This is a genomic window from Sphaerospermopsis reniformis (genome assembly GCF_005402885.1).
GTDB classification, from domain to species: Bacteria; Cyanobacteriota; Cyanobacteriia; order Cyanobacteriales; family Nostocaceae; genus Sphaerospermopsis; species Sphaerospermopsis kisseleviana.
Genome location: NZ_BJCE01000168.1, coordinates 1 through 11,834, shown reverse-complemented (window position 1 = coordinate 11,834; position 11,834 = coordinate 1). Strand labels below are relative to the sequence as shown.

General features: G+C 37.9%; 12 protein-coding genes. 6 read left to right on the top strand and 6 right to left on the bottom strand.

Annotated elements, in window-relative coordinates; genetic code table 11:
• Positions 1–531: 531 nt before the first annotated feature.
• Both glyA and FFR48_RS19625 read right to left on the bottom strand, forming a co-directional pair.
• The gene (gene glyA / locus FFR48_RS19630) at positions 532–1,815 is read right to left on the bottom strand and encodes a serine hydroxymethyltransferase (RefSeq protein WP_137668538.1); all 1,284 of its coding nucleotides are present in this window, start codon (positions 1,813–1,815) and stop codon (positions 532–534) included.
• 152 nt (positions 1,816–1,967) lie between these two features.
• On the bottom strand, positions 1,968–3,236 hold the full coding sequence (locus FFR48_RS19625) for an RNA-guided endonuclease InsQ/TnpB family protein (protein WP_096565816.1): 1,269 nt from the start codon (positions 3,234–3,236) through the stop codon (positions 1,968–1,970).
• A 402-nt stretch (positions 3,237–3,638) separates the two neighbouring features.
• On the opposite strand from FFR48_RS19625, the gene FFR48_RS19620 reads away from it, so the two are divergent.
• Positions 3,639–3,836 (top strand): hypothetical protein, encoded by a 198-nt coding sequence (locus FFR48_RS19620; protein ID WP_137668537.1) that lies wholly within the window; start codon positions 3,639–3,641, stop codon positions 3,834–3,836.
• Positions 3,837–3,931: 95 nt separating this feature from the next.
• The gene (locus FFR48_RS19615) at positions 3,932–4,408 is read left to right on the top strand and encodes a Tic20 family protein (protein WP_096569378.1); all 477 of its coding nucleotides are present in this window, start codon (positions 3,932–3,934) and stop codon (positions 4,406–4,408) included.
• 85 nt (positions 4,409–4,493) lie between these two features.
• Here the strand turns inward: FFR48_RS19615 and FFR48_RS19610 are convergent, their stop codons facing one another.
• A complete protein-coding gene (locus FFR48_RS19610) occupies positions 4,494–5,267 on the bottom strand; it encodes a fumarylacetoacetate hydrolase family protein (protein WP_137668536.1) in 774 nt (257 codons plus the stop codon).
• Positions 5,268–5,450: 183 nt separating this feature from the next.
• On the opposite strand from FFR48_RS19610, the gene rpsF reads away from it, so the two are divergent.
• Together rpsF and FFR48_RS19600 are read left to right on the top strand one after the other, a co-directional pair.
• On the top strand, positions 5,451–5,777 hold the full coding sequence (gene rpsF, locus FFR48_RS19605) for a 30S ribosomal protein S6 (RefSeq protein ID WP_096569384.1): 327 nt from the start codon (positions 5,451–5,453) through the stop codon (positions 5,775–5,777).
• Positions 5,778–6,151: 374 nt separating this feature from the next.
• Positions 6,152–6,712 carry an Npun_F5560 family protein gene (locus tag FFR48_RS19600; protein ID WP_096569387.1) on the top strand — a complete coding sequence of 187 codons (561 nt, stop codon included), beginning with the start codon at positions 6,152–6,154 and terminating at the stop codon, positions 6,710–6,712.
• An 899-nt stretch (positions 6,713–7,611) separates the two neighbouring features.
• On the opposite strand, the gene FFR48_RS19595 is transcribed toward FFR48_RS19600, so the two are convergent.
• Complete coding sequence (locus FFR48_RS19595; RefSeq protein ID WP_096569390.1) at positions 7,612–7,965, bottom strand: STAS domain-containing protein; 354 nt, start codon at positions 7,963–7,965, stop codon at positions 7,612–7,614.
• 557 nt (positions 7,966–8,522) lie between these two features.
• On the opposite strand from FFR48_RS19595, the gene FFR48_RS19590 reads away from it, so the two are divergent.
• Positions 8,523–9,149: a DedA family protein gene (locus FFR48_RS19590; protein WP_137668535.1), complete on the top strand. Its 627-nt coding sequence runs from the start codon at positions 8,523–8,525 to the stop codon at positions 9,147–9,149.
• Here the strand turns inward: FFR48_RS19590 and FFR48_RS19585 are convergent.
• Positions 9,130–9,276, bottom strand: coding sequence for a hypothetical protein (locus FFR48_RS19585; protein WP_162501921.1), 147 nt, complete (start codon positions 9,274–9,276; stop codon positions 9,130–9,132). The two genes, FFR48_RS19590 and FFR48_RS19585, sit on opposite strands and share 20 nt — an antisense overlap.
• Entirely contained in the window at positions 9,277–10,470 is a 1,194-nt protein-coding gene (locus FFR48_RS19580) for an argininosuccinate synthase (RefSeq protein ID WP_096569396.1), read from the bottom strand.
• 288 nt (positions 10,471–10,758) lie between these two features.
• On the opposite strand from FFR48_RS19580, the gene FFR48_RS19575 reads away from it, so the two are divergent.
• The coding region (locus FFR48_RS19575) for an RNA-guided endonuclease InsQ/TnpB family protein (RefSeq protein WP_137668534.1) at positions 10,759–11,834 on the top strand (1,076 nt) is incomplete at its 3' end.

The window sequence follows — 11,834 nt, the reverse complement described above, 5'->3', positions numbered from 1 at the left end:
TTCTGTCATGGAGATTGTTGTGGTGATCCTTGCTACGAAGCGGTCTTTTCTGACCAAGGTTGGGACGGTCTACCACTTCCTCTAACATACCTCTAAGATACAAGGTTGGGTTGAACAAAGTGAAACCCAACAAACGCTTGTAAAAGTTGGGTTTCGTTCCTCAACCCAACCTACATGATTTATATGTTATTAGTTGACCGAAAAGTATTGAATTTACAGTAGACATCTCCAGAAAAGAAATTATGGAACCTATTTATGGGGGCAGGTCGAAGCTTATGGGATATTTAGATGTCTGATTTTTCCGTTAAATTATCGCCCATAAGCTTCGCCCCTACAACTTATGACACCTACAACTTATGACAAATTAATACATTCTATTTTGGAGATGTCTAGTTACTAGCCGATACAATTAAGATCCTCTATCACCCTAAAGATTGGAGCGGTATTGACGTTGTAGCCTAGAAATCCCAAGACTGCACCAGCTAAAGCAGCTGCGATTAGGGCTGCTTCTGGTTGGTGCATAAATGCTTTTTAAGCTAGAACTGGTACAGGAATTTCTAGGTGAGGATACAGGGGAAAGCGATCGCACAATGCTGCGACTCGACGACGGCAATCTTCTGCTACTGTTTTAGAATCTGGGGAAAGTAGGCGATCGCTAATAATATTCCCAATTTCTGTAAATTCTGCCACTCCTAAACCTCTTGTGGTCATGGCTGGTGAACCTAATCTCAATCCACTGGTAACAAATGGTGATTCTGGATCAAAAGGCACTGTATTTTTGTTAGCGGTGATATTTACTTCACTCACTAACCTATCTGCTTTTTTACCTGTCATACCCACAGAACGTAAATCTACTAGCATTAAATGATTATCTGTACCATCTGATACTAATTTTAAACCTCTATTTTGCAGTTGGGTAGCTAAAGCACGAGCATTTTCAATCACGTGACCAGAATAAGTTGTAAACTCAGGTTTCAATGCTTCCCCAAAGGCTACAGCTTTACCTGCTATTACGTGTTCTAATGGTCCACCTTGAGTACCAGGAAATACTGATTTATCAAACTTTTTACCGAGTTCTTCATCACGGGTTAAAATCAATCCGCCTCTAGGTCCACGTAAGGTTTTATGGGTGGTTGTTGTCACTACATCACAATAGGGAATGGGGTTAGGATGATGTCCTGTAGCTACTAAGCCAGCAATGTGAGCAATATCTGCAAGCAGGTAGGCGCCAACTTCATCTGCAATACTGCGGAATTTTGCAAAGTCAATGATCCGGGGATAGGCTGAATAACCGCAAATTAACAGCTTTGGACGTTCTTTAATTGCTAAATCCCGAATTTGATCATAATCAAGCTGTTCTGTCTCTTTGCTAACTCCATAGTGACGCACTTGGAACCATTTGCCGGAAACATTCACTGGTGAACCGTGGGTTAGGTGTCCACCGTGTGATAGGTCCATGCCCATAATTTTATCCCCTGGTTCTAGCAAAGTAAGGAATACAGCAAAGTTGGCTTGTGCGCCAGAATGGGGTTGGACGTTAGCATGAGCAGCACCAAATAATTGTTTAGCTCTATCAATGGCTATTTGTTCAATTTTGTCAACAAATTCACAACCACCATAGTAGCGTTTACCTGGTAAACCTTCGGCGTATTTGTTGGTTAAGACAGAACCTTGCGCCGCTAGTACAGCAGCGGAAGTAAAGTTTTCACTAGCTATCAATTCTAGGTGATCACGTTGCCGTTGTAGTTCTTGGCTGATTAAGTCGTTAACAGCAGGATCTGATGATTTAAGAATGTCTGAGTTGGTTTTGTTCACGGGAATTATCCTTTGATCAAGTTGATAAACTGGTAAAACTGAAGGTTTTGTAGGCAGTACAGCACGGTAATAACAGCGTTATAACTGTTATTTTAATTGCCTTTGAATTTTGACTTCATTATTTAAGCTAAAGGAATTGATACTCCCCACGGCTAAAAGCCGGGGGATTCTTGAATAGTCCACAAACGAACCTTCAACGGTGCTATCAAAGACACCCTACTGATTCCACTGAGGTCTAGACCTAGTTTTATCGCTACTTTAACTAAAATATTAGCTGCTCCGTTAGCATCAGCATTTAATAAAATATTTTTTGCTGTTCTGAACAATCCACGATTCACACGTTTTCCTGATGATTGCCACCCTTCCGGTTTTGCACGAAATGTAGGTAGCACATCACCATCTAAAAATGAAGCTTTTGAAGTATATGATTCCTCTGTTTCTACAAATTGAATTTTATATTGGTTACATAATTGCTGAATACGGTTTTTTAATTTAGCTGATGGAATTTGAACAAACTTTTGATTATTAAGTTTTCCCATATCAGTGTGATCTTTTTGTTTTTTATTCCACCCGAATACAATTGTGCCAATGTTGTTAGTTAAGCAATGATTAATTACCAATCTTGCAGCTTTATTAACGGCATCCCTGGCTTGACGATTGCGTTTTTCAGTGATGTGGGCTAATTTCTCATTCCAGAATCCTGGAGTTTTATTTTCTTTAATGGTAGCAATCCGTTTGTTGTACCATTGATTCATTGATTTTAAATGCTTTCCATCAATAATAAAACTTGTTCCAATATTAGAAATGCAAGTTAACCAATTATTTATGCCGTGGTCTATCCCTAATGCTCTAGACTTATCTAGAGCAACCGCAACATCAGGCTGCTTGTACACATATTCGATGTAAAAACACTTGTTTCTCGGTAAAATCCTCAATTCTTTAATGCTTTTAAACTCGATATTTGACGGCATTGGCAAGTAAAAAGCATCTAATCCAAACCACGTTTTTACTTTAGTGCCAAGAGGAAACCTTAAAAGCCCTTCTTTGAGTTTTACATCTGCTTTTGGATAAGTAACTAAAGCTAGTCCACCTTTCCGATACCCAGGGAGCTTCGGGCGTTGCTCAACTGTTCCTTCTTTAATTCCTTTAAGTAATCCGATGAATGAATTAAAAGATTCTGCAACTGTAGTTAAACATTGTTGAGCAACGTGTGAATACATTGCTTGAAAATGGACGTTGCTTTTAAATAATTTATGCAAATCGTATTTTCCAGGTATCCTGCCAGTTTTAAAATACAATTGTCTTGCGTAATAAGTTCCGCAATTAGCAAGTTTAGCTGATTCTCCACACAAAAATTCCAGAATAGCAGCTAAATTTTCATCAGGATTGATTAAGTGTTGTTGGCATCCATAATTAGACATTTTTCTGATTTTCGATATTGTCCTGCATAATAACATGAAGTTTTAATACAGATTGGATGAATTATTCTATACAATTTTGAATGTGGCTAAAGCCAATCAATCGCTTTAATGCGACTAAAGTCGCTATCGACTTATCCCCATGTCTAAAAGCCTGGGGCTTGCGTCTCGTTTCAGGGTCAATATTTTCATCTATCAACCAAGGGTTTGTAAATTTCATCTGTGGGATTCTGCCTATAATTAACTAGAAAAATATTCGTATTAATTTTGACTAAGAAAAATTAATATCCAAAATATATAATATACAATAAAACTATATGCAGTTAGCAAACATTCACTATTTTATTTATTTGCTATTTTGTGAGTTCCTGCCTTGATGCCAAAAGGAGCGATGGAGGTATTGCGATGTTAGTTATTGTAACGGATGATCAAATCTTTGCCCCTGAGCAAGTTTGCCAATCTTGTTGGCTTGCTAACAACAGCGGTAAACCCCGTTGGTATGAGGGTAAGCTGCGTTGTGGTCAAGCTATTCGCCAATTTACAGAACAGCAAGCAGAACAGTTTGAGTGTATAATGGGTTTCCGACTCGCCAATATAAAATAATCTAATAAAATAATCTAATTTATCAGCAAAATCAAGCAGCTGCGTTATCATAACGCTCAAATAGCTATTCAAATTTAGCCATAGGAGAATTTACCATGAATTGGCGCGGCTCTACTACTGTTCCTGATCGAATTTTTGCTTGTTTGCCTTATTTACTGCCTCTGATTGAAGTATTTGCATTTGGTCAGTTTTTACTGCGAGATTTTCCATTGTTGGGAATAGTCTTTTTACCTATGCTGCCATTGTTAAGAATTTACTATGGTGTCCGTTATGCTGGAATAATTATTTTCTTTGCTTTGTGGCTATTAGTTGTCAGAAATGACAAAATCGCCCATTTTATTCGTTTCAACACTATGCAAGCCATCATTTTGGATATTGTGGTATTTTTGTGTGGCATCTTGACTGATCTTGTGAAATTTGTCCCTGGTAGTGGTTTTGCTATGCAAACACTGTATACAACCATTTTTATGGGGATAGTTGGGGCTGTAGTTTATTCTGTATTCCAGTCTTTAAATGGCCGTTATGCAGAAATACCAGCCATTTCTGATGCTGTTCATATGCAGGTGCGTTAGGTTAAATACCAATTTTAGATTTTAGATTTTGGATTTTGGATTAACAGTTTTGAGGATCAGCTGTTCCCAAAATCTCAAACAATAATTATCGTCGGATAACTATGTTTTCCAGGCGGCCAATACCTTCGATTTCCACACGGACGCGATCGCCTATATTTAATGGTCCTACGCCAAAGGGTGTACCTGTTAGCACCACATCCCCTGGTAATAGTGTCATTACTTGACTGATATAGGACACTAAATAATCTGGGGAAAATACCATTTGATCAATACAGGCAGATTGGACGGGATGAGGTTGATCATTCAAAAAGGTTTGTAATCTCGCTCCTGGGTTCAATTCTCGCACAATCCAAGGACCTAAAGGGCAAAATGTATCAAAACCTTTGGCTCTTGTCCACTGGGCATCTTTTTTTTGTAAATCTCTGGCTGTAACATCATTGGCAATGGTGTAACCCCAAATTTTGCTTTGGGCTGCCTCTGGTGTACAGTCAGAGGTGCGATCGCCTATCACTAACGCTAACTCGCCTTCATAGTCTACCCGTTGTGACTGTGCAGGATATTTGATTTCCATTTCTGAGGCGATTACAGTTGTGGGCGGTTTGAAGAAAATCAGCGGTTCAGCAGGTACAGAACTGCCCATTTCTGCCGCATGATCAGCATAATTCTTTCCTACAGCCACAATTTTCGAGGGTGAACAGGGAGCTAGGAGTCTGTATTTGTCCGGTTCTAAAATTAAATCAGTGGGTTGCCCTTCTAACCAAGGTGGAGCGTCCAAAACTTCCACGTTTAGGGATAATTGCAGCAAACCATAGTAAATTTTTCCTTCTTGACTCTTAACTCGCACATAGCGTTGCGCCATAACTTTGATTAATATCCTTAGAGATGCAAATTTCGGCGGATGAGGCTGATGATTTTCATCGAAAACTGGTAAGATTATAATTCCTTGTTGCTTCCGATGTTGATTTTGACCAGTAACTCATCTGTTTTACTTGTATAAATCTATGTCAGCAGCCTTTTTTGTCCATAAGGTGACTAAAAATATATGACCACAGTTTACGAGACAATGTACATTCTCCGCCCTGATTTGGGAGATGAGCAGGTAGAACAAGCGGTTACTAAATATCAGAACTTGTTAACTGAACAGGGTGCTGAGAATCTGGAAATCCAAAATCGGGGTAAGCGTCGTCTGGCTTATGAAATCAACAGACACCGTGACGGCATCTACATCCAATTTAACTACACAGCCCCAGCAGGTGCGATCGCTCCTTTTGAACGTGCTATGAGATTGAGCGAAGAAGTAATTCGCTACTTAACAATCAAGCAGGAAATAAAAGAAGACAAGTCAGCTAAAGAAACTGTAGCTGCTTAAAAAGTGCTGAGTGAGGAATTCTTCGGGGATTCCTCCCATTTAGAAAAATTTACGTATTCTAACAGTTGTCAATTGCTCCTAATTGCGATATGTTTTGAATCAAATCATGAAGTAAGTGTTTTTTTTCATACATATAGAGTATAGGAAAGGACACTATAATAAATATAGGACTTACGCAAGATGTGACTGAAAACCTTATTCTTGCGTAGGGGTAATTCATGAATTACCCCTACTTTCGTTCCCTTTTGCGTAAGTCCTGAAATATTTAAAAATATTTAAAAATATTTAAAAAATATTTGAAAAATATTTTATTGCTGTCCCTAGCACTTACCAAAGTTAATATTGTCGCAGTTATTCCTAAGAGATAAATCGCTGTGAGCCAATCTAACACACCCGAAATCCAAGCACTTTCTACTGAAGTATCGCAGTTGCGTCAAGAGTTGCAACTAAGAGACCAATTAGTGCAACAGCTATCTCAAGAACTGTTCCGGCTGGTTAAGGGTAATACTAGCTTTATTCCGCAAAAAGCTGAACCTGAGTATGATTTGAGTCAGTTAGATGCTTTAAAAGAACAACTCCAAGCGGTGGAAGAGCAAGTAACCTTCTACCAAGAGCAAATTGCCTCTCGTGACTCGGAAATTTACCAATTACGACAGTCAGTTCAAGAATTGACTGATCGCAGTCGGATGTTAGAGCAAGTAGTACAAGAATTACCACAAATTTACCGTCGTAAGTTTGAGGAAAGAATGACTCCAGTCAGAGAGAAAGTGGCAATGTTACAAAGAGAAAATCGGCAATTACAAGCTGAACTACAAAGTGTAAGTTATCGGTTAGCACTCAAAACTCGCCACTCAAGTCATAGTGGTATTGATTTACCAAATTTTTCTAGTCCTATATCTGGACAAGAAAATATATCTACTCCGCAAAATGTTTAGACGGATATGGTAATGTAGAAATTTATATTCAGATTAATTGTCTGATTAATTATCTTTTTAAAGCAAGTAGTTTATTGCTAAAATTAATTGCTCTTCGGACTAGGCTGAAGAGATAATTTTTAATTAGGGTTGCTGAAAAAGTTATTTAAGGAGTTTCTTTGATTTGGAAATTTTCCCAACACTAACAAAGTGGCAGCTTTTTTAGGCTCACAGTACCTACGGGTTGCTGAATAAACTCAAAACCTGGATGAATAAAGAGTTTGAAGGTGATAACAAATAAAATAGGTGCAAGGTTTTGGAAGCCATGAGTAGGAAAACCTTGTACTTTGTTGGTTTTTACCTCGTTTGAAAATACAAAAACCCACATTCTGCAGATAAAATCCAATTCTGAATAATTATCACGAAAGATTCAGGGTTGTACAAACTTTACTCCAAAAATATTCTCAATAAATGAGATAAATTCCTAATAAACATTTTATAGTTCCTTTGAACTAAAATCCTGAAAACCCTTACCAAACAATGTTTTTGGAGATAATTATTTTTTTATTCTCCGCTTATGCGGAATGTGAGCAAAAAACTCCTTGATATCCTTGAACTCCTGACTCCTTGAAATCCTTAATTTTCTAGGTTTTACGTTTATTCAACATCCCCTATTTATCTTTTTTCTGACTCCTGACTCCTGACTTTTGCTGTATCTTCAATTTTTCTCAGGTTTTATCAATTTGTATCGCCTAGCGGCCAAACCTCTAGTCAACCTAGTCATATTTTGCAGGTGCAATAGAGATTCAGCTTGCTAGAGCGAGAATTTAAAGGGTGATTATATCCAGTAATGTTCTGTCAATATGACAAGCGAAAAAATATTCTTAAATTGGCTATTTTCCCTCAGAAAAGCCGAGAATTTAGCCTACTGTCACCAGACTTTGCTTATTGAGATGAGAAAATATATCTTCGCAATTGTTAACTATCTCAAACACTGAATCTAGGTGAGTAAGTTCCAATACTAATCTTACAGGAGCTTGCACGTTGCAAAGAACTAAGCGACAACCGCTTTCGCGTACAACTTTCAGTGCTTGAACTAGGGGAACTAAACCAGAGCTATCCATGAATTCAACTTCTGCGAGATCGATAACCCAGAGTTGATCAGGTTGAGGTTTTACTCCAGCCATCTTTTCACTCAAGGCCGTACCAACCTGTAAGTCTATGCTTCCTTGGGGTTTGAACAAAATCACTTGGCGTTCTTGTGTAAGAGTCATGAATTTAACTGGGTAGTTGAACAGGGCAGTTGAAATGTTCAGAAAATGGAAATTATATCAATCAAGATTGAGTGTCAACAGTGTAAATACTGTTTTTTCTTAGTCAGACAGGACTTAATGCAATTATAGTCGATATCTATGGAACTGCTACAGGAATCATGACAAACGAGAGTATAAAATTTGATAGATATTTCCAATATAGTCATAAATGACTGCGGATTTCGGTAGCCAATTTAACTGTTATTATTTTCTTATAATTTGTGTGTATTTTTATAACTTTTTAATAATTACATTTCAAAAATGTACATAATATCATGTCTATTTCTATAGTTATCATATATTTACGTCCAGGAAATAGGGAAGAAAACAATTTTTATTACAAGAAATTAACCTGAAATTATAAGTAGAAGGAATTGAAAAAAACCGAATGGTGAAAAGCAATGATCAGGTTTTTGTCATTATGAACGTCAATAATCAATTACCAATTATTTGACAGCCTAACTCCAGACAAGCCAAAATATAGTAAAAGTAAAAATTTGTAAAGTCGGCGGTGCTGGATGTCTTTTGAGCTATTTTCACTAGAAAACATCCAAGAATTTGCTCAATCTTACGGTTATTGGGCTATTTTTTTGGGAATTTTGCTAGAGAATTTGGGCATTCCTCTTCCTGGTGAAACCGTGACTTTAGTGGGCGGTTTCCTAGCTGGTAGTGATGAGCTTAATTACTGGCTGGTTCTGGGTGATGCTGTTACAGGTGCTGTAATAGGCGGTACTTTCGGCTATTGGATTGGTAGGGTTGGTGGTTGGCCGTTCCTGTTACAAGTGGGAAACATATTCCGTATATCTGAAACCCGACTGCTGAGTATTAAAGATCAATTTAGTGAAAATGCTGCTAAAGCTGTATTTTTTGGTCGTTTTTTCGCATTATTGAGAATTTTTGCGGCTCCACTTGCGGGTATTGCCGAAATGTCTTTTGGTAAATTCCTGGTATATAACTTAGCAGGAGCTTCTGCCTGGGCTGGTGTCATGGTGACTTTAGCTTTCTTTGCCGGCAGAATTGTTTCCCTAGAACAATTAGTAGCTTGGGTAAGTCAATTTGCAATTTTGGCGTTACTTATTCTAGTTGCTGTAATTGTTGTTCCTATTTGGTGGGAATCACGCCAAGTTAAGCATTTGGGGGAATAGGTGATTGGTGATTGGTGATTGGTGATTGGTGATTGGTGATTGGGAAAATACAAATAATTTTCCCCCTGCTCCCTGCTCCCTGCTCCCCTGCTTCTTCCCCAGTCCCCAGTCCCCAGTCCCCAGTCACTTAAGACTGCGCCCAAATGCGGGTAGGTAGTCCCCAGACGTAAATAAAGCCTTCTGCGGCTTTGTGATCAAATTGATCTTCTGCTCCGTAGGTGGCTAAATCGGGAGTATAAAGGGTGTTATCACTCCAACGTCCTACTATGGTGGCGTTACCTTTAAACAGTTTTAACCGCACAACACCCGAAACTCTTTCTTGTGTTTGTTGAATAAAAGCATCAAGGGCGGCTTTAAGTGGACTGTACCAAAGTCCGTTGTATACTAATTTGGTATAGGTTTCTTCAATACCCCGTTTGTATTGAGTAACATCTGCTGTTAAAGTCAGGCTTTCTAAATCACGATGGGCATTAATTAACACCACCATTGCTGGTGATTCGTAGATTTCCCGTGATTTAATGCCTACTAGGCGGTTTTCAATCATGTCAATGCGCCCAATACCGTGATTGCCAACGATAGTATTGAGTTCTTGAATTAGCTGAACTGGTGTTTTTGATGTACCGTTGATGGTGGTGGGAATGCCTTTTTCAAAGCCAATTTCCAGATATTCCGGTTCATTGGGAGTATCAGCTATGGCTTTAGTCATTTCATAAATTTCTTCTGGGGGTTCGTTAGCTGGATCTTCCAAAGTACCAGCTTCGATACTGCGACCAAGTAAATTTTTGTCAATACTGAAGGGAGAGGATTTTTTTACGGGTGCAGGAATACCAAACTGCTCACCATAAGCAATAGTTTCTTCCCGACTCATTCCCCATTCTCTGGCAGGTGCAAGAATTTTTAAGTTGGGGTTTAGTGCTGTACAGGAAACATCAAAACGTACTTGATCATTACCTTTACCAGTACAACCGTGAGCGATCGCATCCGCACCATATTTTTCGGCTGTTTCTACTAATACCTTAGCAATCAAAGGTCTAGCTAATGCAGTTCCTAGAGGATAACGATTTTCATAGAGTGCATTGGCTTGAATTGCGGGAAATGCGTAATCTTGGACAAAGCTATCTTTGACATCCGCTACTAGAGATTCACTTGCACCAGATTTTAAAGCTTTTTCTCGTACTGGTTCTAATTCATCTCCCTGACCTAAATCTGCTGCTAGGGTGATTACCTCTTCAACTCCCCATTCTTCTTTAAGGTAGGGGATGCAAACAGAAGTATCTACTCCACCAGAATATGCTAAGACAACCTTTTTGGCGCGACCCATTAGTTTCTCCACTTAGGAAAACAAACAATGAGTCATTATTATATCTAAACTTAACCATGTATAGTTTTTTTATGCAACAACCATTGTCATGGAAAGCTGTTAATTAACCTCACTACCTAGTCAGGATATGAGGAGTTGAGCTTGTCCTAAGTTGACAATTTACTAGATAAACCTGTACAAATGTATAGAAAAACACAAGTATTTGACGTATACATGGAATAAGTTGACTAAAAAATTAGGCAAAATGTGTCAGAATTAAATAATAAAGTATAGTGTTGACATCAGCAAATGCTTTTATCCATCAAAACAAAACTCAAGTTAAATAAAACCCAAGAAATATTAATGGCTAAACACGCTGGTATAGCAAGGTTTACTTATAATTGGGGTTTAGCAACTTGGCAGGATTTGTATAATGATGGATTAAAACCAAATAAATACATACTCAAAAAATTCTTTAATAATCATGTCAAACCTGAATTGACATGGATGAAAGAAAAAGGTATTTGTCAGAAAATCACTCAATATGCTTTTGATAGTTTAGGTGAAGCTTTTCAGAGATTCTTTCAAGGACAGTCTAAATATCCTAACTTCAAAAAGAAAGGGAAAAATGATAGTTTTACAATTGATGCAGGTGGTAAACCAATTCCTGTAGGTGGTATATCAATAAAACTACCAACAATTGGATGGGTAAAAACTTATGAAGGATTACCTCATACCACCTGTAAAAGTATTACTATTTCTAGAACTGCTGATAGTTGGTATATAGCCTTTTCTTATGAACAAGAATGTCAGCCAACTATTAAAGACCATGCTATTGTTGGTGTTGATTTGGGAGTGAAGGAACTAGCTACACTCAGCACTGGTGTTACCTTTTCTAGTCCTAAACACTATCAACAGAATTTAGTTAAACTACAAAGATTATCCAAGGTCTATTGTAGAAAAGCTTCATGTTCAAACAATAAGCATAAAGCTAAAATTCAACTAGCTAGACATCATGCAAGAATAGCAAACCTGAGAAAAGATACTCTTCATAAGCTTACTACTTACTTATGCAAAAACCACGCCAAGATAGTAGTAGAAGATTTAAATGTTTCAGGGATGTTGTCAAATCATAAATTAGCTCAAGCAATAGCTGATTGTGGGTTTCATGAGTTTAAGCGTCAGCTAGAATATAAAGCTAAAAAATTTGGCTGTGATAGCCTGCGTGGCGAAGCCATAATTATAATTGCTGATAGATTTTATCCATCAAGTAAAACCTGTTCTCACTGTGGGCATAAAAAAGAAAATCTTTCTTTATCCGAAAGAATTTATTGCTGTGAGAACTGCGGTTTTGAGATAGATAGGGATCTAAACGCTGCAATTAA

Bases quoted from the DNA above. Each gene is read 5' to 3' on its own strand.
- FFR48_RS19625 (WP_096565816.1), bottom strand. From the start codon at position 3,236: ATGTCTAATTATGGATGCCAACAACACTTAATCAATCCTGATGAAAAT.
- FFR48_RS19620 (WP_137668537.1), top strand. From the start codon at position 3,639: ATGTTAGTTATTGTAACGGATGATCAAATCTTTGCCCCTGAGCAAGTT.
- FFR48_RS19615 (WP_096569378.1), top strand. From the start codon at position 3,932: ATGAATTGGCGCGGCTCTACTACTGTTCCTGATCGAATTTTTGCTTGT.
- FFR48_RS19610 (WP_137668536.1), bottom strand. From the start codon at position 5,267: ATGGCGCAACGCTATGTGCGAGTTAAGAGTCAAGAAGGAAAAATTTAC.
- rpsF (WP_096569384.1), top strand. From the start codon at position 5,451: ATGACCACAGTTTACGAGACAATGTACATTCTCCGCCCTGATTTGGGA.
- FFR48_RS19595 (WP_096569390.1), bottom strand. From the start codon at position 7,965: ATGACTCTTACACAAGAACGCCAAGTGATTTTGTTCAAACCCCAAGGA.
- FFR48_RS19590 (WP_137668535.1), top strand. From the start codon at position 8,523: ATGTCTTTTGAGCTATTTTCACTAGAAAACATCCAAGAATTTGCTCAA.
- FFR48_RS19580 (WP_096569396.1), bottom strand. From the start codon at position 10,470: ATGGGTCGCGCCAAAAAGGTTGTCTTAGCATATTCTGGTGGAGTAGAT.